The 21,559-nt window shown below is 45.0% G+C and carries 22 protein-coding genes; 10 read left to right on the plus strand and 12 right to left on the minus strand.

Going from position 1 to position 21,559, the window contains the following annotated elements; genetic code table 11:
* Positions 1–197: 197 nt before the first annotated feature.
* Complete coding sequence (locus K0A89_07395) at positions 198–1,553, plus strand: MATE family efflux transporter (GenBank protein ID MBW6518310.1); 1,356 nt, start codon at positions 198–200, stop codon at positions 1,551–1,553.
* Between the two features lie 20 nt (positions 1,554–1,573).
* Here the strand turns inward: K0A89_07395 and sppA are convergent, their stop codons facing one another.
* Positions 1,574–2,713 (minus strand): signal peptide peptidase SppA, encoded by a 1,140-nt coding sequence (sppA, locus tag K0A89_07400; protein MBW6518311.1) that lies wholly within the window; start codon positions 2,711–2,713, stop codon positions 1,574–1,576.
* A 110-nt stretch (positions 2,714–2,823) separates the two neighbouring features.
* Positions 2,824–4,551: an ATP-binding cassette domain-containing protein gene (locus K0A89_07405; protein MBW6518312.1), complete on the minus strand. Its 1,728-nt coding sequence runs from the start codon at positions 4,549–4,551 to the stop codon at positions 2,824–2,826.
* 349 nt (positions 4,552–4,900) lie between these two features.
* Between K0A89_07405 and K0A89_07410 the strand changes: the two genes are divergently transcribed.
* A complete protein-coding gene (locus tag K0A89_07410; GenBank protein MBW6518313.1) occupies positions 4,901–5,986 on the plus strand; it encodes a hypothetical protein in 1,086 nt (361 codons plus the stop codon).
* Positions 5,987–6,011: 25 nt separating this feature from the next.
* On the opposite strand, the gene K0A89_07415 is transcribed toward K0A89_07410, so the two are convergent.
* Together K0A89_07415 and pheT are read right to left on the minus strand one after the other, a co-directional pair.
* Positions 6,012–6,599 carry a cyclase family protein gene (locus K0A89_07415; protein MBW6518314.1) on the minus strand — a complete coding sequence of 196 codons (588 nt, stop codon included), beginning with the start codon at positions 6,597–6,599 and terminating at the stop codon, positions 6,012–6,014.
* Positions 6,596–8,206, minus strand: a complete 1,611-nt coding sequence (gene pheT, locus K0A89_07420) for a phenylalanine--tRNA ligase subunit beta (protein ID MBW6518315.1) — start codon at positions 8,204–8,206, stop codon at positions 6,596–6,598. Before pheT ends, K0A89_07415 begins: the two co-directional genes overlap by 4 nt.
* A 467-nt stretch (positions 8,207–8,673) precedes the next feature.
* Here pheT and K0A89_07425 point away from each other — a divergent pair, with 467 nt between their 5' ends.
* Positions 8,674–9,039 carry a hypothetical protein gene (locus K0A89_07425; GenBank protein ID MBW6518316.1) on the plus strand — a complete coding sequence of 122 codons (366 nt, stop codon included), beginning with the start codon at positions 8,674–8,676 and terminating at the stop codon, positions 9,037–9,039.
* Here K0A89_07425 and K0A89_07430 read toward each other — a convergent pair.
* On the minus strand, positions 9,000–9,722 hold the full coding sequence (locus tag K0A89_07430) for a fibrillarin-like rRNA/tRNA 2'-O-methyltransferase (protein ID MBW6518317.1): 723 nt from the start codon (positions 9,720–9,722) through the stop codon (positions 9,000–9,002). The two genes, K0A89_07425 and K0A89_07430, sit on opposite strands and share 40 nt — an antisense overlap.
* Before the next feature lie 247 nt (positions 9,723–9,969).
* Between K0A89_07430 and K0A89_07435 the strand changes: the two genes are divergently transcribed.
* From K0A89_07435 to K0A89_07450, 4 genes are all read left to right on the plus strand, one after another.
* Entirely contained in the window at positions 9,970–11,805 is a 1,836-nt protein-coding gene (locus K0A89_07435) for a DUF5591 domain-containing protein (GenBank protein MBW6518318.1), read from the plus strand.
* Positions 11,806–12,636 carry a sugar phosphate isomerase/epimerase gene (locus K0A89_07440; protein ID MBW6518319.1) on the plus strand — a complete coding sequence of 277 codons (831 nt, stop codon included), beginning with the start codon at positions 11,806–11,808 and terminating at the stop codon, positions 12,634–12,636.
* Positions 12,637–12,785: 149 nt separating this feature from the next.
* A complete protein-coding gene (locus K0A89_07445) occupies positions 12,786–13,169 on the plus strand; it encodes an ArsR family transcriptional regulator (GenBank protein MBW6518320.1) in 384 nt (127 codons plus the stop codon).
* A gap of 297 nt (positions 13,170–13,466) precedes the next feature.
* Entirely contained in the window at positions 13,467–13,850 is a 384-nt protein-coding gene (locus tag K0A89_07450; GenBank protein ID MBW6518321.1) for an ArsR family transcriptional regulator, read from the plus strand.
* 45 nt (positions 13,851–13,895) lie between these two features.
* Here the strand turns inward: K0A89_07450 and ribB are convergent, their stop codons facing one another.
* The 3 genes from ribB to K0A89_07465 all read right to left on the minus strand — a co-directional run bounded on the left by ribB (position 13,896) and on the right by K0A89_07465 (position 15,999).
* The gene (ribB, locus tag K0A89_07455) at positions 13,896–14,618 is read right to left on the minus strand and encodes a 3,4-dihydroxy-2-butanone-4-phosphate synthase (protein ID MBW6518322.1); all 723 of its coding nucleotides are present in this window, start codon (positions 14,616–14,618) and stop codon (positions 13,896–13,898) included.
* Positions 14,619–14,652: 34 nt separating this feature from the next.
* Positions 14,653–15,309 (minus strand): DUF120 domain-containing protein, encoded by a 657-nt coding sequence (locus tag K0A89_07460; GenBank protein ID MBW6518323.1) that lies wholly within the window; start codon positions 15,307–15,309, stop codon positions 14,653–14,655.
* A 66-nt stretch (positions 15,310–15,375) separates the two neighbouring features.
* Entirely contained in the window at positions 15,376–15,999 is a 624-nt protein-coding gene (locus K0A89_07465) for a DUF169 domain-containing protein (GenBank protein MBW6518324.1), read from the minus strand.
* A gap of 207 nt (positions 16,000–16,206) precedes the next feature.
* On the opposite strand from K0A89_07465, the gene K0A89_07470 reads away from it, so the two are divergent.
* Entirely contained in the window at positions 16,207–16,887 is a 681-nt protein-coding gene (locus tag K0A89_07470; protein MBW6518325.1) for a hypothetical protein, read from the plus strand.
* Positions 16,888–16,983: 96 nt separating this feature from the next.
* Here the strand turns inward: K0A89_07470 and K0A89_07475 are convergent, their stop codons facing one another.
* The 4 genes from K0A89_07475 to K0A89_07490 form a co-directional block, all read right to left on the minus strand.
* Positions 16,984–17,655, minus strand: a complete 672-nt coding sequence (locus K0A89_07475; protein MBW6518326.1) for a 30S ribosomal protein S3ae — start codon at positions 17,653–17,655, stop codon at positions 16,984–16,986.
* Between the two features lie 119 nt (positions 17,656–17,774).
* On the minus strand, positions 17,775–18,197 hold the full coding sequence (locus K0A89_07480; GenBank protein ID MBW6518327.1) for a hypothetical protein: 423 nt from the start codon (positions 18,195–18,197) through the stop codon (positions 17,775–17,777).
* Positions 18,194–18,739 (minus strand): flagellar hook-basal body complex protein FliE, encoded by a 546-nt coding sequence (gene fliE / locus K0A89_07485; protein MBW6518328.1) that lies wholly within the window; start codon positions 18,737–18,739, stop codon positions 18,194–18,196. The genes K0A89_07480 and fliE overlap by 4 nt, the downstream gene beginning before the upstream one ends.
* Positions 18,736–19,494: an anaerobic ribonucleoside-triphosphate reductase activating protein gene (locus K0A89_07490; GenBank protein ID MBW6518329.1), complete on the minus strand. Its 759-nt coding sequence runs from the start codon at positions 19,492–19,494 to the stop codon at positions 18,736–18,738. Before K0A89_07490 ends, fliE begins: the two co-directional genes overlap by 4 nt.
* Positions 19,495–19,557: 63 nt before the next feature.
* Here K0A89_07490 and K0A89_07495 point away from each other — a divergent pair, with 63 nt between their 5' ends.
* Positions 19,558–20,823, plus strand: coding sequence for a YcaO-related McrA-glycine thioamidation protein (locus K0A89_07495; protein MBW6518330.1), 1,266 nt, complete (start codon positions 19,558–19,560; stop codon positions 20,821–20,823).
* A complete protein-coding gene (locus K0A89_07500; GenBank protein MBW6518331.1) occupies positions 20,820–21,479 on the plus strand; it encodes a TfuA-related McrA-glycine thioamidation protein in 660 nt (219 codons plus the stop codon). Before K0A89_07495 ends, K0A89_07500 begins: the two co-directional genes overlap by 4 nt.
* Positions 21,480–21,559: the final 80 nt, after the last annotated feature.

The following is a 21,559-nucleotide window of genomic DNA, read 5'->3' on the forward strand; positions in this document are numbered from 1 at the left end:
TTTATATACATGAAATCCATTATCCATCAAAACATTGATAAAACACACATGAGAAAACATTCGTGTATACATTGTGGATTTTATAACAGGTCCCGGGGTATAATGAACGAATCTATCTGGTTAACCTGCAAATAGTGAAATGATAACGAAAATAAAAATAAACATTTTTTTTAAAATAATTTTTGAGGAGCGCTTCAGTGAATGAACGAAATAGATTGATGGCAGACCAGAGCATCGGCAGACTTCTGTTAAACCTGTCTGCTCCCGCAACGGTGGGTATGCTGGTCCATGCGCTGTACAACCTGACCGACACTATTTTCGTCGGCAGGGGCCTGGGTGAACACAGCGTCCAGGGGATTGCGGGCATTGCCATTGTTTTTCCCATCCAGATGATACTAATGGCAGTGGCAATGACCATAGGACTGGGCGGTGCATCCATAATCTCCCGCAGCCTGGGTGTCAGGGATGTTCAAAAAGCTGAGAGGACCCTGGGTAATATGGTCACACTGGTCCTGGTTCTCAGTGCCTTTTTCACCCTGTTGGGAAGTATTTTCATCTTTCCTCTGCTGAAGATATTTGGAGCAACCACCACCATTATGCCTTATTCCTTTGACTACCTCAGTATCATCCTGTACGGCACGGTATTTTTTTCATTTTCAATGGCCATAAACAACGTACTGAGGGCAGAAGGTAATGCAAAAGATGCCATGCTCGTCATGGTCATCTCCGGCATCATTAACATCATCCTGGACCCCATATTCATATTCGGTTTTCATATGGGTGTGAAAGGGGCCGCACTGGCAACCGTCATAGCTCAGATAATTGGTGCCATCTACATCATGCAGTATTTTATCTCAGGCAGGAGCATCATGTCACTGAAATTCCAAAATCTGAGATTGCATTACGACATAGTCACCGAGACCTTCGCCATCGGGATATCGGGTTTTGTCAGGCAGGCATCAAGCAGCTTCATGGTAGTCATTCTTAACCACAACCTCGGAATATTCGGCGGGGACATTGCAATCGCTGTTTTCGGGATCATCAACCGTCTTTTCATGATACTCTTCATGCCCATGTTCGGAACCATACAGGGCATGCAACCTATTGTCGGATTCAACTATGGGGCCAGGAACTTTTCAAGAGTAAGGGATTCGGTCATATTATCCATCAAGGTCACGACCACCATTGCGGTCCTGGGCTTCCTGGTCCTTTTCCTGTTCCCTGGACAGCTGTTCAGTATATTTACCACCGACCAGCAGCTCATAGATGCAGGTATATCCCCAATGCGCATCATTGTGCTCGCAATTCCCCTTATAGGTTACCAGATCGTTGGTTCGGCTTTCTACCAGTCAATTGGCAAAGCAAGACCTTCGTTGATCCTGTCCATGGCCCGGCAGGTGATTTTCCTGATCCCTCTGGTAATAATCCTGCCAAGGTTCTTTGAGTTAACCGGGGTCTGGGTGGCGTTCCCTGTGGCAGATACTCTGGCTTTCGGCCTGACCTATCTCATGCTCTCGAAAGAACTGAAATTGTTAAGCCATCCACCCATTTAAGGTGAATGTTTCAATGAATGCTATGCTATGATCTTACCAAAGGGGCTTTTATAAAAATAACTGAGATACTCCTCTGCGCCCACACCATTGTTACTTTCTCCACCGAACAGTATCCGTGACCACGATGGCTTATTCGCATAACTTATCACAGGTTCGCCATCGATACCACCCAGTTTTGCAGCAACATCAATAGCATCATACAGGTTCCCGGTCTCATCAACCAGTCCCAGTTCTACGGCCTTGCTGCCTGTATACACCCTGCCATCGGCCAGGTCCTTAACATCGCTCTTGCTCATGTTCCTTCCCTGGGCAACTTCATCTACAAACCGCTGGAACGCTTCAAGTACAACCTCTTCTGAGTACTGTTTCTCATCATCGCTCAGTCCCCTCCAGCTGCCGCCCATATCCTTGAACTCACCGCTCTTGGCAACATAGAACTCCATACCTTCTTCTTTATAATATCCCGACATGTCCTCAAATACCCAGATGACCCCGATACTTCCCGTTATACTGTCAGGGTTTGCAATAATATATTCTGTCGGTGCCGAAATATAATACGCCGCACTTGCAGCCACATCACCCATTGAGACCACTACAGGCTTCTTTTCCTGTGCTTTCTTTATCTCAGTAACGATCTCCTGCGCCGCAGCCGGTGAGCCCCCGGGGCTATTTATGCGCAGCACTATTGCTTTCACATTACTGTCATCAGCAGCGTCCTGTATACTTTTACTTATCTCTTCGGATGTTGCATAACCCAAACCACCAGGTAAATTTCCGGTGATCATAACTCCCTGAACATAAATCACTGCCACCTTGTTCGAATCCTTAGGGAGAGTATCGAACCCTCCAAAAATTGCAATAATACTACCGCCAATAACAACCAGTAACCCCAACACGAGAATCAGGTAGATCAGTCCTCGGCCCATCGAACCATCTTTCCGGGAAGAGCGCTGCACAGGTTCATGTACTGCATGAGAATTATGCACACCTGCATCCTGGTCTTTAATTGCCAAGGGAACAGTATACATTGCATCCTTTTCCACATCTGGAGCAGGTCCAAAAGAGCCTGCAGGAAGATCAAAGCTATTTCCAGGCATGTTCTCATTCATTCCATCCATGTCAGGCTGCACAGGATATGGTGTATCTTCGTTTGGGAGCATAATGTCTCTATAATATATTTTGTTGGTACTATAAAGTACTATGTGAAACCAGCAAATGACCATAGGCCAGCTTTTCCAACCGGCCCTGTATATCTTTCAGGCGCAATTATTTAATTGGCATTGATCACATAATCGGTCATAGCGTGTTCCATGTAAGTAGCGTGCCCCATCTCTATTAATTTACTGGTCACAGCAAGCGGGGCACCATCCATGATAATATCACCATTGTCGATGAGTATGGCTCTGTGCGCTACTTCGGTAACGAAGTCCATATGGTGGCTTATTAAAATGATTGTAGTCCCGAAATGCTTACTGATATTCTTCAGGGAATTAGCCACTTCCCGCAGGGTAATGGGGTCAAGGTCACCGAATGGTTCATCCAGCAACAGGTACTCGGGATGGGTTATCGTGGCCAGTGCAAGGGCAGCCCTCACATTCTCACCACCGCTCAACTGGTACGGCTTGGCATTCAGGACAGACAGGGGCAGCCTCATTGCATGGAATATTGGTTCAGCATGCTTTATGACCTCATCTATAGAACTGCTGGGGAACAATGTGCCGATAATATCGATATTGTATCCCATCTTCTCCAGTTCTTGCTGTGCTTTTTCACCGCCGACATCGGTCAGTCTGTATATGGCATCAAGGTTTTTTTCAGATATACTGAGTTCCTTTGCCTTTTTGCGGGCTGCTTCCAGGACATGCATGCCCTTGACACCCAGCTTGTAGGCAAGCTGGTGCTTGATAGGTGAATTCGGATACAGCGCGAATTCCTGGTACATGATACTTGTTCTTCTGCGAAGTTCCATCCTTTTCTGATTGTAATGGGCTACGTCAACCCACTCATCATCCAGTAAAAACTTGATATCGCCATCGTCTGGATAGATCAGTCCGTCCATGGCATGAAGCAGCGTGGTCTTGCCGGCACCGCTGGGCCCGGTAAGAGCCACAATCTCGCCTTTCTTGAATTCAATATTCATATTCTCGATATCCAGTACTTCTCCCTGGCGCACCAGGTAGTACCGCTGGCACAAATCCCTTACCTTGATAACAACCTTATCCTCTTTCAGTTCAGGTAATGCCACGTCTGGCTTCATATTTGTCAGGAATTCTTTGATGAGAGGTCCGGGTTTACCATCTCTCACCACTTTGCCTTTTTCTATCCAGACCACCCTGTCAGCAAGGTAACTGTGTATCTCTGGCAGGTGAGAAACTATGATTATCTTGACACCTGTATGTTGCTGCACTTTTTTAATCGTGTCCAGTACTTCTTGTTTGGTAGCAGGACAGGTCATAGTGGCAGGTTCGTCCAGGAGCAGAAGTTTAGGATTGGCTGCAAGCTGTCTTGCAATAAGGAGTCTTTGTTTTTCTCCACCGCTGAGTACCATGGAAAAATGTTCGGCTTTATGGTCCAGACCAACCAGTTTGAGATACTTCATGCTTTCTTCATACAGGTCATCATAATCCGGATGATCCTTTGCAGGTAAGGCTTCCTGGCCAACACGCAGGGAATATAATCTCCGGATAATGTTCTCTATTGCAGCCCCTGGCCAAAGTCCAAAGTTCCTTTGGAGATGGATAGCACTCATGCTCTTCAATTTCCTGAAATCATCATCTGAGGAATCTGGAGTGATGGACAATCCGTCCAGTTCGATCTCACCTCCGTTGAAACTTTCTACACCTCTGAGCACCTTCAGCAATGTCGTTTTACCGCTACCGCTTTGTCCCATAATGCCGAGAATTTCTCCGTCTTTCACTTCAAAACTGACACCGTCCAGTGCCCTTACACTGGCGTCATCCAGTTCGTAATCTTTGATCAGATTCTTGACTTTTAACATGATATGTCCTCAATGATTTAAATAAAAAATATAGTATTAATTTATTACGTTCAAATGATGATAATTTATAAGGTTATATCCTGATGTTTTGGTAGGTTATATTTATTACGGTGAACACTTCTAATAAGATGTAATAAATAGATACAAACTTATAAGTCATCTAAAGGAAAAAACTACATAGAGATTATAAGTAGATACAAACTTATAAGTTATTTAAACTGAAAAACAATTATAGATTCTATATGAACGTAGAATTAAGAAGGTAATGGATATGAGGAAAATATTGATTATATTGTTGACATTGCTTGCAATTTCAATCGTTATATCTGGATGTGTGGATCCTTATGTTGTGTCAACGCCAGCCGGTACTGCCACTTCGACATCCACCCCCCAGGCAACTGCAACACAACAGGTGACAAAGAATGTTGATCCGGTAAAGCTATTAAGTGCTCCCACCTGGACCTGGAGCAGCAGGATACGAATAAAAGAAGTGGACATCTCAGATGATGGTAACTACATTGCTGGTCTATCCACCCAGAAGGTCATAATAAAAACGCCGACAAAAAATGTGCTTTCAAACCTGGCGTGGAACAATGCCAATCATATTTCAGTATCAAATGATGGGAACTATATAGCTATTGCTGATAAGTATTTCTTCAATATTTATGACAATAATGGGGTGGAACTCACAACCTATACCATTGGAGGTCTTATTAATACAATTGAGGTATTGGACTCCGGCGTTGTTATACAGGGTGGCGAAAGATCACCACAATTGAATAGTGTGAATACATATGGAGTTGAGTTGTGGTCATGGAAACCAAGCATAAACACAATAAAAGTGCTGGATTTCGATAGTTCAGTAAACGGTGATAACATAATAATGGGAACTTCAGATAGCAAAATTTACTATTTGACAAATTATGGCGATCAAATCTGGTATAAGAGTGTTTCTGGACATGTTCGAGACGTAAAATTATCAGATGATGGTAAAAATATCTTTGTTCTGACTGATACTAACAAGGTATATTCTTTTGACAGTTATGGTAACAAGAACTGGGAGCGAGTACTGGACATAAATACTGTTGAGATTGAAATTTCAAAGTACGGTGATTACATACTGACAAAACCATTTAACGAAGCCGATTCTTATTCATTCAAAAATAAAGTATACCTGCTTGAGAATAATAATGGCAATGTAAAATGGATGAAACAGATGGCCAGTAATGTAGGTGTCATCGGTATTTCGAAGGATGCAAAATATGTGATTATTGGTGAGGAACGGGTTCTTAGAATGTATGATCTGGCAGGAGATGAACAATCCAGTTATTCTCTGGAAAGTCAGTACGGAACAAAAATTGTATCTTTAAGTATGACTCCCGATGCCAGTAAACTGGCTGTAGGTACAATAAACTCGTTACTCGTATTCGGCTAATCCCGAATACTTGTTTTCCTTTTTTTTATTTCTTAATAAGTATAGCCCTGGCCGGGCCACCGTCTCCATGTTCAACCTTTAGCGGCAAGCATACAAAGAGATATTGTCCGGCCTCCACAGCAGACAGCACCAGGCCTTCGATTACAGCAATATCTGCACTCAATAACATGGTATGTACTTCATATTCTTCCCCGGTCGTACCAATGGATAGCGCATCTGTCCCTACAGTTTTGACACTACTATCTACCAGATATTGAGCAGCCGCTGTTGTTAACCTTATTCCACTATTTTTTCCCTTTAACAATACTATCTCGCCAGGTTCCACATAGCCAATATCAGCAGGTCCGATATCATTTCTGATGTGGGAGAGGTCAATCACTCTGGCAGACCCAACAAGCATGTCCATTGGCATATCATCGATACCTGCACCCCCCTCAATAAAGTGAAGAGGCGGGTCAACATGGGTGCCGGTATGGGTACCAAGTGTCAACTGTGAAACATTGTACGGGTCCCCACTCTCAAGCTTTGATATCCGGGTTATCACAGGCCCCGGTTCACCGGGATACATTTCCATATCAGGACGAATCGTCATTGAGATATCAATGACCTTCATACCACCATCTCAAACCCTATGGTCGGCTGTTGGAGCCCGAAATGAGAGATGACCTCTGGGTGTATCTCACCCAGTACGCCTATCTCCCTGCCGTCAACAAGTATGGCTGCCCGCCTGCCATCAAGGAAAGCGGGATCATCGGTGCTGTCAATGGTATGCTCTATCCCCCTCTCCCGCATAACAGCATCTACGACTGCCCTTATCTCAGTGAAATTAGCTGCATGATAAATGCTCACAGCCGCTAACTTCTGTGTCGTGATGCCATCCACAACAACATCGCCCACTTCAAAGATACGCTGGGGAAGTTCACGGTGCTGGTTCAGTGAAAGAATCTCCATCAGGTTTGGCAGGATAGTGGTCCTTAGCATGGTCTGGTCCTCGCTGATAGGATGTTTGACAGGTGTAGCTTTACCGTCCGGAGCGCGCAGCATATTGTAATAATGTACCTTTTCGCTGGTAAGTGTGAAAGGCATCACCTGGTTAAATCCAAGCCCCACCAGTATCTGCATAATGTCATGTTTCTTAATGGAAATGGGATGCTGTTGACCCACAGTTAATGTTTCAGGTATGGAAGGTGAGATATTGTCATAGCCATATCCTATGATGATGTCTTCTATCAGGTCCCAGGTATGCAGGATATCAGCCCTGTATGCAGGTGATTTGACCTTAATGCGTTCATTATGAACTGATGCCCCGAACCGCATTTTCTGAAGGTTTTCCACGATCTGCTCAGGTGTGAGGGTAAAACCTGCAAGAGAACGTACTTCATCCATATCCAGTTCCCACTCGCCGGGCCTCAGGTCTGGCATGGTAGCCGTCCCTTCTATACTATTATTGACGGTTACGCTCTCGATGGTCCCACCCCGCTCGGCCAGTGAGGTGACCACGATGTTAAGGGCAGTATATACATTCCTATCCAATCCAGTAACGTCAATGAACACGTCATGAGTTTCATGTTCGACCCTGGTCAGATTTCCGTTGATTATGGGGGGGAAGGAGAGTACCTGGTCCTTACTGTCCAGGATAAGGGGATAATTTTCAAATCCATCCATGAGATGAGCATATTTCATGCCTTTTGGATGCTTCTCCAGAATTTCCTGCATGGTCATTGGCACATCGAAATCCAGGGGAACGAAACTAAAACCCGGGTCAGCAGCCACGTATCTGAAAGGGGGTGCTACCTTGCTGATATCATGGATGCCGATAGATACTTTCTTGCGGTCCCGTCCAAGGCCCCAGTGCAGGTCTTCCTGCAGTCCCATCAGGCTCTCAATACTATAATCATTGAATTTCAGCCCTCGTACTACGGCACAACCCAGAAATGGCCGTATGCGCTTTATTTCATCATCCAGCGTAATCGCGATATCAGAAGGGTTCACTTCATATTCAGGTAGTCCGGTTTCAATACCCAGAAAACCTCTCATACCCCTGGCAACGCCTTCCGGACTGTACAGGTCAGGCCTGTCAGGAAAGAACTCGATGTCAATATGGTCATCTTCAATGCGTTCGATGTCGGCCCCGATCATGGGTATTCTTTTAATAAATGTGTCCCTGTCTGTTCCTGTTAGTGCCTCAATATCTTCGTAATATAATGTGATTACTGGCATGTACTGACTCCTGTATCGACCTGGGTATGAAATATAATGCTTAGGTTAAAGATTTTTTGATAATCTGTATTAGCGGGTCGTATGTGAATTATGACAGTAAATAAATATAAGCTATACAAGGATAGAATTACTATTGTATGGAGATAACATTCAGGGAATAATTTCTTTTATGGACATATAATTCATACAATATTCATTTTATGGACATTTCATTGAATCTCTAACTCCTTTTATGTACCTCTTTTTGTATATACCACTTGTTTTTTACCTTTTATTCAACATATCGAGTTCATCCAAATAATCATTTCATTAAACTGTGAAATTGAAAACAATTTGTGTCTTTTGAAAAAAATATTACTGAAAACTATATATAGAGTGTTTGCTTAAAAACCTTTTATACAAAAAACGTGATTATGATGATTTTCTCTGAATATCTATTTTTTGTTTTGTCTTTGCTATTAATTGTCTTGTTAATTTTATTATTATATTCAAATTGGAGATTATGGAATCAGACTGACGTCACGGTACTTAAGGCAAAAATATTCCTTGATGAAAAGTTCATGAAAAATAATTTCCTGATGTTTTCGCTTATGGGAATTATTGTTGGATTATCTATAGGCTTCCACATTATCATTGAAATGATAGAGTTAATTGCTATTGAAATACCTGCTGTAATACATCCAGTAGTCAATTTATTTTACTATGTTGGATTGATTATTTCATTTGTCTGCCTTTTGGCAATGGGAGTATTCTGGCGGAATATACTGAGAAAAGAAAACAAGATTAGGACAATTTACAGACAATTCGTATCATCAGAAGCAAATTGTTCATGATTCCTCTTTCGTGCCACCAGAGCCAGGTGGTCCCGGTGGAAAGGCTCCAATCCTTTTTTGTCAACTACTTCAAATTCTTCATCTAATTTTTCCAGTTCCTGATAAAATACCTGTTTAGGATTGGCAGTGCTATCAACACTGCGAGCCTTTATGACCATGATGAGATACCCGCCGGGTTTTAAACACTCCCTGGCATTGACATTGGCTATTCCCGCCTGGTCCCTCTGGGCAACATCCTGGTATATCAGGTCCACTTGCCCTGTAATGGCTTTGTACAATACAGGTCTTGTAGCATCGGCAAGGATGGGGACCATGTTCTGGCGCCGGCTGCACACACCGATAAGGTCGCGCATTACACGCGGGGCGAACTCTACTGCAAATACCATCCCACATGACACGATATCCGAAAGATGGCTGGCAGTAGTGCCAGAGGCCGCACCCAGGTACAATATCCTGGAATGAGGAGTAACAGGAATAGTCATTCCTTTTTCAATCATGGCAGCCAGTTTACTGCGGCGGGGAGACCACAGCCGGTATTCAATGCCGTTTCGGTTCACTACTTTTTCACCATATACCCGGGTACCGGGTACCATATTCACCGTGGCCAGTCTGGTGCTCCCTGCATCCTGTATCGAATATACATTTGGTGGAAGCAATGGCAGCTTGTATTGACTATCAGGCATCTGGATAGAATAATGACTGAATATCAATAAGATTTTCCCATGAATACCTGCCATAATCTATTATTCAGGTAAGAACATATGGGACGACGAAAGAATGAATACATATCTAGCGTAAAAGCGGCATATGAGTACAAGAAAATCCTCCCTGCGGTCGGATTAACTTGAGTACACAAAGTTATACTTTATGTCTACAAGAAGAGCAACGTAAGAGCGATAATGAACACCAATAATACCATATTGAATCCAGATGACGAGATATTTTGAAGTTACAAGACATGATGGTGCAGCCCGCACGGGCAAGTTGCTGTTAAAGGAGTCCCATTCCACTCCGATGATACTGGAAGTGGTATCAGGGTACCCTATAGTGTATGCCGGTAGTCCCTGGGGGCATAATACCCTCGCACCTGGTGATGTTGAAGATGGCACTTTGGTAATATTACCTGATAAGTCCATGCCATTGCATGCAGGGGGAGAAAGAGTAAAAAGAATGGTGGGATCTGCCAGGGAATCCATGCGGGTATGGGACAGCTGGCAGGGGGCAGTAGGCCGGATTATACACCCTGCATACCCTGACATATCACCCGCCGACCTGTATGTGTTGGGCGCTGCAAAACAGATGGAGCATAATCCCAGAGTACTTATGGAGAGTATCATTTACATCAGGAATCATACCCCGCCTGATACTGCCCTGTACGCTCCTGCTATGGCCACGCCCGAAAATATAGGGATGCTGGTGTACATGGGCGTTGATGTAGTTGATGATACCCTTGCTGTAGTAAAGGGATTTAATGACATCTACATGATGCCTGGCGGCGAATACAGGCTCAAAGACCTGGTGGAACTGCCATGCAGGTGCAATGTATGCAGCAATACCAGTGTCGATGAATTAAATGAAATGGATGCAGCCCAACGTGGTGAACTGGTCGCACGGCATAACAAAACCAGGCTTGAAGAAGAGAAACGTATCATAGTTCAACACATAAGGGACGGACATCTGCGGGAATATGTAGAAGGGAAATGCCGCAGTGACCCGTGGCTTACTGCACTGCTGCGCCTCACAGACCAGGAATATTCATATCTTGAACAGCGCACGCACACCTATCACCGCAGTACCATGTACACCAATTCTGCAGAATCCCTGAATAGAGTAGAGGTCAAAAGATTTGCCCGCCGTGTTCAGGAACGCTTCCAGTCGCCCGATAATAACATCCTTTTGCTCCTGCCCTGTTCAGCACGTAAACCATACTCAATATCGAACAGCCACCAGTATTTCAGCCGTGCTTTGGGCAAGTACAGGCGGGCAATAAATGAAGTGATCATCACATCACCGTTAGGTATTGTACCGCGTGAACTGGAACTGGTATATCCGGCCGCCCATTACGACACGCCTGTTACAGGGCATTGGGACCTTGAAGAGCGCTCATGGGTCGGCGGTTGCCTGCTCGACTACCTGGGAAAAAATCGATATTCCCATATGATCGCCCACGTGGACGGGGCCTACAGGGATATCTGCGAGTCGATGGCTCATGAACTGGGAATTGACATACTCTATACGGCAAACGGTGAGGGGAGCATTACATCAAACCAGTCATTAAAGAAACTGGGCGAAACAGTGAGAGATATAGTGAATGAAGAAGGATACTCCCTGCGCAAGCAGCAGGATATTACTGCAAACATGCTTCGCTCTATTGCAGATTATCAATTTGGCACGGGTGCAGGGAAGCTACTGGTGCCTGATAATGCCACCATTAAGGCACCGTTTCCCAAACACCAGGTATTTGACGGACGCACCCAGCTTGCAACGTTGAATCCCAGTACAGGTACCCTTATACCTACTCTTGAAGGGGGACGCAGGCTCGTTGAACTGGGAACCTACCAGGTCCATATCGATGATTTCGTGCCGGGAGGGACGCTCCTGGCACCGGGTGTTGTAGATGCAGACCCTGAAATTCGGCCTTCCGACCAGGTTCTTGTCATGGGCAATCGTGCAATAGGTGTGGGCAGGGCATTGATGGGAGGGGACGAAATGGTTCGCTCCAGCAGGGGCGTAGCTGTTGACCTGAGGCAGGTAAAGGAGATATAAATGCGAATTTCATGTTCGTCGCTTTTCCTGTGGGATTATAGGATTGAAAATAGTATCGGAATACTGATCGAAGCAGGGATCGAGAATGTCGAGTTCTGGGCAGAGACGCCGGATTTCTGGCGACAGCGCCATGAAGACAGGGCAGTAAAAAATCTCAGGGATGCAATATCTGTTCTGACCGAGCGTTGTACTGTGCATGCCCCGATACTTGACCTGAACGCATCATCCTATAATGAACATGTATGTGAGGTTACCATTAAGGAGACCCTATGGGCAATTGACCTTGCAAGGAAACTGGATGTATCTGTGCTGACCGTACATCCTGGCAGCAGGACAGTACACCGGCCGCCCACCCCTGAAGATTGGGACCGTTTTTATCACTATCTTACCGTTACTACCAGGTATGCAGTTGATGCAGGTATCACCATGGCTTTGGAGAATCTTACACCCAGGGTGCAGAGTATGTGCCACGAACCTGTGCAGATGGCGAAGGTGCTGGAAAAGTACCCTGACCTGATGATGACCCTGGACATCCCTCATGCACTGCAGGTAGATGTTGAAAATGCCATTGGGTTCATTGGACAACTGGGTGAGCGGATCGTTAATGTCCATATTGGTGATGTGCAAAACGGCACCCCTCATTTACCTGGTCATATTGTGAGGAATCCACAAACATCAGCTGTTCTGGATACATTAAAACGAAGTGGTTATGATGGTGACCTGACCATTGAAATCGATGATAAACTGCTTGTGAAACAACAATCAAGAGAAGATAAGGTAACATTGCTGGTAAATGAGAAGAAATATCTTTTAAGGAACCTGCAACAATAAGGGAATATTCGTTGGTGAATCAAAATGAACATCTTTTCCTGTAAATGTATATTGATCGAATATCTGTTCACAGAGTTAAAAACATGCCTGCGCAGAATAGAAACATTTATTTTATATTATTTTAATGTGATATAAGGAGGAATTGATTTATGAAAAATCAATCGGTTAGTGTTTTTGATGTAAGCGATGAAGAATTTGCTGAAACTTTGATGGGATTAGGATTGAAGCGAAATGTTGCCAAAGCCCTTACGTATCTGAAAAATGGTGATGAGGTAACGTCCCGGGAGATAGAGATTGGCTCTGATATGAGACAACCTGAGGTTAGTGTGGCTGTGCGTGAACTGAAAGGGCTTAAATGGATAGTGGTAAGGGAAGAAAAAAAGCCGGGAAAGGGAAGGCCATTTAAGCTATACCGCCTGGAAAAGGACATGAATTCCATAATCAACCAGCTTGAGTACGAAAAAGTAGATGAGTCAAAGCAAATGTTCGAAAACATCCAGCGGCTTAAACATATCAATATGAATAAAAGTTGATCACGAGCATCCTTCAACGATACCAAGTACCTAATTAGGCAAAACCGGGTCTTCTTTACTCAATATATTACTGATGGTTCCCCTGTTTTTTCCTTTAAACTCTGTTCTCGTTGACACGAAGATAAATTTTATGGACATATGGTCACATTAAACAGGAATTCAAAAGATAGGATGAATAATATTTTCCATAATTCTATTTTTATCGAATTTCTACCATCAACTGTATAAACATAATACAACCGTCCAGATACTGTTATATATATATTTATTTAATGTTATATTCAGGTGAAAAAATATATGAGAAATCAATCAGTTAGCGTATTTGATGGGAGCGATGAAGAGTTTGCAGATACTCTGGTAGGATTGGGGTTGAAGCGAAATGTTGCCAAAACCCTTACTTTTCTGAAAAATATGGATGAAGTAACGTCCCGTGAGATAGAGATTGCGTCTGACATGAGACAACCGGAGGTAAGTATGGCGGTACGTGAACTTAGAGGGCTTAAATGGATAATGGTAAGGGAAGAGAAAAAACCTGGAAAAGGAAGGCCATTCAAAGTATACCGATTGAACAAGAAAATGGATTCTATAATCAGCCAGCTTGAGCTTGAAAAAGTAGATGAAACAAAGCAAATGCTCGAAAACATCCAGCGGCTTAAAAGAATCAACTTTAAAAAGAGTTGATTCCTGTATTTTAAATTGAAACAACGTAATAATTATACGATATAATTAGTCATCCAGGTTCAATGGATTGTTGTATGCCTGGATGACATCTCTGCCTTCCACGAATACAAGTCCGTGTCCTTCAGCATATTTTTGTGCATCAGCTTTGGATAGTGCCAGACCCGTTGCCCCATCAAGCATCTCACATATGGCCATGGCGGGAGTTATACCGGCCAGCTGTGCAATGACCACCGAAAGTTCGGTCTGTCCTATTCGATCATGTACCAGACCACTGGCAGCCCTTAGTAAGGAAACATGGCCCGGAGACCTGAACTCATTTGAGATGTCCACCTCTTTTCCGTCCATGGCATCCTGCACAAGGTTACCCATTCGGCTAATGGTCAGTGCCCTGTCCCGGTCCGGTATGCCGGTAAACGTGTCCCTGTGATTTACCCATAGTGAAAATGAAGATTTTGAGTCGTAAGGGATATCACCCTGTTTTTCCACCAGTTTACGCAGTATTTTACCATTGCCGCTAATGCTTGAATGGCGCAGAATGTCAGCATAGAATGGAAGACCCAGCATCTGGGCTGCAATGGGGTGAATTGCGACACAGATGAGCCCTCCGCCATCCTTTCGCATCTGGTAGATATGTTGAGGTGTAGTGCTGTCGGCCGGAATTACAAAATCAGTCTCACCTTCCCTGTCTTCAGAATCAAAAAGAAGTATCATCCTGCCATTTTTCAATGACTCGACCGCTTGTTGCATTATATTATTTCGAGTTTCCATTCTATTCACCTGTGATGTAGGAGTTATGTATTTTTCATTCGACAATTACTGTTATCTTGCTGCCGTCTTTCAATTTCAAATGTTCCCGCAGGTTATCCGGGGATATTATTTCAATGATGTCTTCAGGATAATGTGTCCTGTCGGGAATCATTATGGCACCTTTTGTCCCATTCCCCAACGTAACCGGGTAACAACGCCCACCGCCGAAGGTCCGGTTCTTGCTGTTAAATCCATCAATAACTATGCCGTCCTTCAGGTTCAGCATGGTCCGGCATCCAACACTTTCGCCTTCAAGTTTTATGTTCAATGTACCGGGATAGGGCTCAAATTCCAATAATCTGACAAACTGGTCATGGTAACCTTTCAGGGTGGTGTAATACTGCCCTTCACCCAGACCGGTAATGACCTTACCGGTAAGTTCTATGTGTGTGGGCGGTTGGGTGAATATCCGGCGGTATTCCATGTACTCAGCCTCCAGTACCTTACGCCCCTGTTTCGTGATAATTACCTTCTGACCTGATGGTTCTATCTTGCGGGTGATATAACCTGCCTGTTCAAGGGCCTGCAGTCGCCTTGAAGCTGTCTGTGGGCTTGATGATATGTATTGGGCAAATTCGGGGGAAGATAATAATACAATTTCATCAATTCCACCTAATTGCGCCAGTTTCTTTAAAGCTGATATGTTTTCCATAATGCCCTCTCAATTTTGAGATGCATTACAAATATGGCGTGTTATTAATTAAAGGTTGCGGATTGATTAATCAAAAGTCCCTGGGATGGCTAAAAGTCCTTCGCAGATTTCTTTGCATAGATTGAAGGGAACAGCGACTATCAATTCATTTTCCCCATACTTGCTATGCTTGCGCGAACCCTTGCAACCAAGGGAAACACCTATTCGGCCGGTATTGGTAGGCGCAGCTGTACAGTCCCCGCAGATAGAAGCCGTGCCACCAGTGATAAATGTCAGGGGCTGTCCATCATGGTAGGAGAATGCCTGCACCAGTCGCATAGCCTTCTCAGGTGAGAGGAATAGCAGCAGTATATCAAAATCGGGTATTTTTTCTATAAGGGGAAAGAGCTGGACCGACCTATATCGCGCCTCGAGCCTGGGTAATGCTTCTGCTGCCCGGACAGCGGATTCTTTGTTCCTGTACCTGCCTGAATTGAAGTAGTATTCATCGGGCCTGGGGGCATCCCTACCCAGCACATAGGCGCCCACGGGACAGCCCTGTTCTGAAAATGTGATGGTTTCGCCTTTCCGGGCCTGCTGGATAAGTTCGCAGAAAAGTTTTTCAGTAGGATGTGCCATCCCCTCTGCAAGAAATATAACTCCTACAGGAAAACCACAATCCATAAAAGCTTTGAACTTTGCTATTGACATTAACCTTTAATAATGTCTTATGAGCCATAAAACGACTACTTTATCAAAGCTTGTATGATAAACAGTTCATTGGAGATTCTATTATTACTAACAGTATTTTATTACTAACAGTATTGTTAGTCTGGTACAGCTGACCCTGTGAATACCTACTTTGCTAAAAAATGAGACTGGATAATCATTTGTAGGATTAACGGTATGTATAAAATCATGAGTGACGAAAAACTTATCGCATATATAAAAGAGCGTCTTGAGAAGGGACGGATGGCTGAAGCTATTGAAGCTGCTGAACTCGGAGGTAGACCACTATCAGAAGATGAACTGAAAGGATATATTTTCCAGTACCTTGAAAACGGCTGGATAGCAAGGGCCATTGAGGGTGCAAAGGTTGTAGGAATTGAGCTGCCTGAAGAATTGCTTATCGGCTGGCTAGCAAAGTATCTTGAAGACGGCCAGATATATTCTGCCATAGATGGTTCAAAAGCAATGGGAATACCCCTCCCACATGATAAACTCATTGCCACTGGCAGGAAGTGTCTCCTGGAAGGAAAACTTGCCCATGGTTTAAAGGCATATGAAATTGCAAACGTATCTCCTCCTGAAGAAGAACTCGTTAATTGTGCCATTAAGTGTTTTGAAGGGGGTAAGTTACAGGACGGTCTTGAGGCATATGATAAAGTGTGTAAAACACCGACAGCACAAGAACTTGCGATATGCGGGGACTCCTGTTTCGAGTGGGGTCTGGTGTCCAGTGGTTTAGAGGCATACAGGATGGCCGGCAAGACACCTCCTAAAGAGAAACTTATCGAATGCGCCAATATATGCATGGTTGAAAAACGCAAGGCAGATGCACGAAAAGCAATGGTGGAAGCAAATAAGATACAGGATTGAAAAGTATTTCTGACAGATTTGAAAACGTATCAGGCAATGAAAAAACGAAATAGAATTAACGACGCAACACTAAAAGAAAATTATAGAATGCCGGGCTCAGGTTACCTCGGCATTCACTTCAGAATCGGTATTTACTACAGGTTCAGCACTGACCTCAGGTTTGAGTATAACAGGCTTTTCAATCCCTGCAGGTTCGCTCAGTACACGGGTCTTCAGTATCTCTACCCGTCTTAATGGATACACACCCTTTACATCCCTGTATATCTGTGCAGAAAGTTTGCCCAGGACAGCATCCTGGATAAATGTATTGAAATCCAGCTGCTGTGCTCTTCTCCGGACTATCATGGTCATGATATGGCGGATTGCTTGTATCTGGCTGGACTTTGCTCTCTTGATTGTGAAACAGGTCGGTTTTATCCTTATCGTGTAACCGTCCTTTGTCATTACATCCATATATGAAGTTATCATTGATGTCTGGCGTTTTATCAGTGACCTGAGATAATCCCTGGTTAGCTCATGGCCCATGAACTTGGTATAGGCAGAATCTCCGCCCACCTGGTCTATCATCAAAGACATTTTCACATTCTGTTTGGACATATCATTTGTGACATCTCCAAGGGTAATCTCAATAACCCGACCCATTAATAGTTTCGGGTCACTGGCAGGTGTTTCGCCGATTTCCTGCTGCCCCATCATTTCAGGCGTGACAATACTGTACCATTGCTTGGATTTCCAGCCGTCTACCTTTCTTGGACTTCTCTTTGCCAAACTTGTTCCTCCGATTATAATATTAATTTGATATATTTGTGATATTCACCAAACTTTGATGAAATTATCTCTATCGTGATGAGTACCTAAGTGGGTTTATCATTATATAAATGTGATGTCTACAATTCAATCTCGAACAATGGATGCCCCTCTTCGGTAGGGGGGGCCAGCCAGTCCACGACCTTTTCCACAATCCTGCCATTATCCGCTTTTATTTCCACCCATATGCTCCCCAATGTTTCATCATCTGCCGGAAAGCTCACCTTACCGGTAGTAGCTGCCTGTTTATTCAACCTGAATGTCACAATCCCGTCTTCAATCCGCAAATTCGTGCGTGCCGTATCCAGTATCTTGCGGCTTCGTAACAGTTCATGCAACAGGGTCAGGCAATCCTTGTCTCCTCTGCCTACAAGCCGCGAAGTCATCCCGTCCCTTTCTTCAAATTGATATTCCAGTCCCGGGAAGATGTTCTCAATGGCCGCACGAACCCTGTCCTCATCCTCTGTGGGATGAACCTGCGCCCAAACCTCCACTTCTATCATCGACTCTCACCAATGACCTTGCGTACCTTGTCCCTGAACTCTTCAAGTGAACCATTGTTATCAATTGTCATATCAGCATTCTTGATGGATTCACCCATGCCCCATCCCAGTTCACGCTCATCCCTGATGTGAAGTGCTGCTGCATCCATCAGTCTGTCGTCTGACCTGCCACGCATCTGTATCCGTAAAAGTCTGCTCTTCGTGGATGAGTCGATATTTATCAGCAAAAAGTCATCCCCAAACTCTTCCTTGAACAGGTGCACCTCTTCGATATTCCTCACCCCGTCCACTACGGCAGTATCTGTGGCAAACGCCCGCAGTTTAGGAAGGCACCGCCTGGCAATGGCCGATAAACCTTCTTCCTGTCGCAGCCTGGTGCCGGTGCCGCCCAGATTCCCGTCCGTAGGTTCCAAACCAAGGCGCTCCACTTCTTCCCTGATAACATTACCCATGTTCACCACAGGATACCCCATGTTCTTTGCCACTTCAGCGGCCTCACCCTTTCCGGAAGCCGGCATGCCCACAAAGGCAATGATCTTCATAGTATCAACTCATCTCCCTGTTCTCGTGTACGAATCCTGATATGTTTTATTTTTTCTGGCTTCATTGTCCTGGCCATCTCCACCAACTCATCCCTGCTAAAGATCTTAGCATCCTTCAGGTTGCGTGTATTCTCCGGTATGCCCTGCTGGATAGCATATGTCAGGTTACCTGAAGTATTGTTGTCAAGGTAACTCATTATCTGTAAAACCTGCTCTGCACCGACCAACCCCTTAAACACCGTGGTCCTCACCTCAACCTCGACCTTTTCATCCAGGCACATCTTCAATGTCTCTGCCGCACTGCTGACTGCCCGTGCACCCATGTTTTCATCGGTTCCCGTGACCTTTGCATAGTGTGCCGGGTCATCCAATGGCGCCTTGATGTCAAGGAATACCTTATCAAGTAAACCTTCATTGACCATTGTGCGAATTACATCAAAAGCAAACCCGTTGGTCTCAATACCAATTTCCAGCGACTTTGATTTTGCATATCGCGCAAGGTCTGCCAGCGCATCTGGCTGCATGGTTGGCTCACCACCACTGAACACAAGCGCACTTATATAGGGTACTGCTTTGGATATTTGAGAGCTCAGTTCTTCAACTGTCCTGTCATCCCTGCCTGTCAGGTATGCATGGTTCTGGCAGTATGGACAATCGAACTGGCAGCCTCTTGAGAAGAGCACCGAGGCGCTCCTGCCATGCCAGTCCACCGTAGAGATGGAAATGAAGCGTCCGAAATTGAATGTATGTTCCATTTATGACCGACCTTATTCATCGCAAGATATATAACCGTTACAAACGAAAGCGCAGGATTGAACATGAAGATTATACTTGATCCTGAAGTACAATATGCCAGCGGCACCCAGAGAGTATTTAGTGCTGAAGAGACCCTGAAGAATGTCACCGGTATACTGGATAAGGTGGGAGTTACCCGTATAGCCGATATTACAGACCTTGACCGTGTGGGCATTCCTGTGTTCTCTGCTATCAGGCCAAGTGCTGCCGATGGTGCAATTTCAATTTACAGCGGTAAAGGTGCTGACCAGACCCAGGCCAGGATATCTGCTATCATGGAAAGCGTGGAGAGGTGCTATGCCGAACAACCTCACACAAGTGCAAACATTGATGCTGAGGAAGCCAGGCCCACCATCACTGACACCTATGAAAATCTGTCCCAAAAAGTGAACTCTATCTATCCTCCAGACCTGTTGCTGGCCGAGCGCATGATGAAGAACACCCGGCTGGAATGGGTGGCAGGATATGACCTGTTGAGTGAACAGAGTATCCTTGTCCCCTCCAATGCCGTGTACCATCCTTATAATCCATCAAATGGTGCCACCCAGGTGTTCCGCAGCAACACCAACGGGCTGGCCTCAGGCAATACCATGGAAGAGGCAGTGCTGCACGGGCTGATGGAAGTGATTGAACGCGATGCACTGAGCATTGCCGAGTTCAACAAGAATCCGGGGCGGGAAATCATACTTACACCCGAAGACGGGCTGGTCTATGAACTCAAGCAGAAGTTCGATACAGCCGGCATCATAGCTAAAGTGTGGTTGCTTAACCATGATATCGGACTGCCTACGGTCGTATGCGCCCTGGATGATCCGGTGCTGAAAGACCCGGCCCTTCTTGTTATGGGCGCAGGCTCGCACCTTAAACCCGATATCGCAGTATCCAGAGCATTGACAGAGGCCGCACAGAGCAGAGTGGTGCAGATACACGGCGCCCGTGAGGATACTGACAGGGAATCTGTGGTCAGGACGTTTGGCTACGATGCTATGAAACGGCTCAACCGCTACTGGTATCAGGATTCCGGGGATACCGTATCACTTTCTGACATTGAAGACATCTCAACTGACACACCCGCCGGGAACATCAATTCCATCCTTGAAATGCTAAGGGGCATAGTACCCCATGCTGTTATAGCCAACCTGTCCAGTGCTTCAGTTAATATTCCTGTTATAAGGGCCGTGTTGCCCACTTTTGAACAATATACCCTTGACAGGGAACGCAAAGGAAAACGGATGCGACTGGGTCGCAAGCCCGGGGAGAAACGCACTTTCAGGCGGCCCGGGGCATGACGCATATCGTTGTATTCACGGGTACCAGTCTTTCCTGGGAAGATGCAGGACTGGTGCTGGATGCAGATTACCGGCCGCCTGTCAAGAGGAACGATATTAACATCCTGCTGGATAAAAGCACTCCGGATATCATCGGAATAATAGATGGTATCTTTTTTGACAGGGCGGCAGTGGCCCACAGGGAGATTCTCCGTGCCCTGAGGGCAGGTGTGACCGTGGTGGGTGGCTGCAGTATGGGGGCACTGAGAGCATCTGAACTCGATACATACAACATGATTGGGGTAGGCCGTATCTATGAATGGTACCGTGACGGTGTTATTGAATCTGATGATGAAGTGGCTGTCACGTTCCATCCCGAAACTCTTGAGGCGCTGTCAATCCCCCTGGTCAATATCAGGGTAACCCTTGAGCGTGCAGTGGAACAGGGTGCGATTGCCCACGACCTCAGTAATGTGCTCCTGGAAACAGCACGCTCCATGTACTATCCTGACCGGACCTTCGCAGCTATTGTTAAAAGATGTGTGGAAAACGGCCACATTCCAAAATCTGATAAAGATACTTTAATTGACTACTTTATCCACAATGAAGTGGATGTGAAACGTGAAGATGCGTTGCTTGTTATTGAAATGATAAAAGAATTGGTTGAGTCATTCTAGACGGCCAATAGAATAAGTATGGGTTTTGGAATAGTCTTGGCAACTTTTTCGATATACAATAATTCCGGTAATTTACTATT

This window comes from ANME-2 cluster archaeon, assembly GCA_019429385.1.
In the GTDB taxonomy this organism is placed as follows: domain Archaea; phylum Halobacteriota; class Methanosarcinia; order Methanosarcinales; family Methanocomedenaceae; genus Methanocomedens_B.

What these genes read in the sequence shown, in the direction of transcription:
- sppA (MBW6518311.1), bottom strand. Translation starts at nt 2,713, where the DNA reads ATGCTCCCAAACGAAGATACACCATATCCTGTGCAGCCTGACATGGAT.
- K0A89_07405 (MBW6518312.1), bottom strand. Translation starts at nt 4,551, where the DNA reads ATGTTAAAAGTCAAGAATCTGATCAAAGATTACGAACTGGATGACGCC.
- K0A89_07415 (MBW6518314.1), bottom strand. Translation starts at nt 6,599, where the DNA reads ATGAAGGTCATTGATATCTCAATGACGATTCGTCCTGATATGGAAATG.
- pheT (MBW6518315.1), bottom strand. Translation starts at nt 8,206, where the DNA reads ATGCCAGTAATCACATTATATTACGAAGATATTGAGGCACTAACAGGA.
- K0A89_07430 (MBW6518317.1), bottom strand. Translation starts at nt 9,722, where the DNA reads ATGCCTGATAGTCAATACAAGCTGCCATTGCTTCCACCAAATGTATAT.
- K0A89_07435 (MBW6518318.1), top strand. Translation starts at nt 9,970, where the DNA reads ATGACGAGATATTTTGAAGTTACAAGACATGATGGTGCAGCCCGCACG.
- K0A89_07440 (MBW6518319.1), top strand. Translation starts at nt 11,806, where the DNA reads ATGCGAATTTCATGTTCGTCGCTTTTCCTGTGGGATTATAGGATTGAA.
- K0A89_07445 (MBW6518320.1), top strand. Translation starts at nt 12,786, where the DNA reads ATGAAAAATCAATCGGTTAGTGTTTTTGATGTAAGCGATGAAGAATTT.
- K0A89_07450 (MBW6518321.1), top strand. Translation starts at nt 13,467, where the DNA reads ATGAGAAATCAATCAGTTAGCGTATTTGATGGGAGCGATGAAGAGTTT.
- ribB (MBW6518322.1), bottom strand. Translation starts at nt 14,618, where the DNA reads ATGGAAACTCGAAATAATATAATGCAACAAGCGGTCGAGTCATTGAAA.
- K0A89_07460 (MBW6518323.1), bottom strand. Translation starts at nt 15,309, where the DNA reads ATGGAAAACATATCAGCTTTAAAGAAACTGGCGCAATTAGGTGGAATT.
- K0A89_07465 (MBW6518324.1), bottom strand. Translation starts at nt 15,999, where the DNA reads ATGTCAATAGCAAAGTTCAAAGCTTTTATGGATTGTGGTTTTCCTGTA.
- K0A89_07470 (MBW6518325.1), top strand. Translation starts at nt 16,207, where the DNA reads ATGAGTGACGAAAAACTTATCGCATATATAAAAGAGCGTCTTGAGAAG.
- K0A89_07480 (MBW6518327.1), bottom strand. Translation starts at nt 18,197, where the DNA reads ATGATAGAAGTGGAGGTTTGGGCGCAGGTTCATCCCACAGAGGATGAG.
- fliE (MBW6518328.1), bottom strand. Translation starts at nt 18,739, where the DNA reads ATGAAGATCATTGCCTTTGTGGGCATGCCGGCTTCCGGAAAGGGTGAG.
- K0A89_07490 (MBW6518329.1), bottom strand. Translation starts at nt 19,494, where the DNA reads ATGGAACATACATTCAATTTCGGACGCTTCATTTCCATCTCTACGGTG.
- K0A89_07495 (MBW6518330.1), top strand. Translation starts at nt 19,558, where the DNA reads ATGAAGATTATACTTGATCCTGAAGTACAATATGCCAGCGGCACCCAG.
- K0A89_07500 (MBW6518331.1), top strand. Translation starts at nt 20,820, where the DNA reads ATGACGCATATCGTTGTATTCACGGGTACCAGTCTTTCCTGGGAAGAT.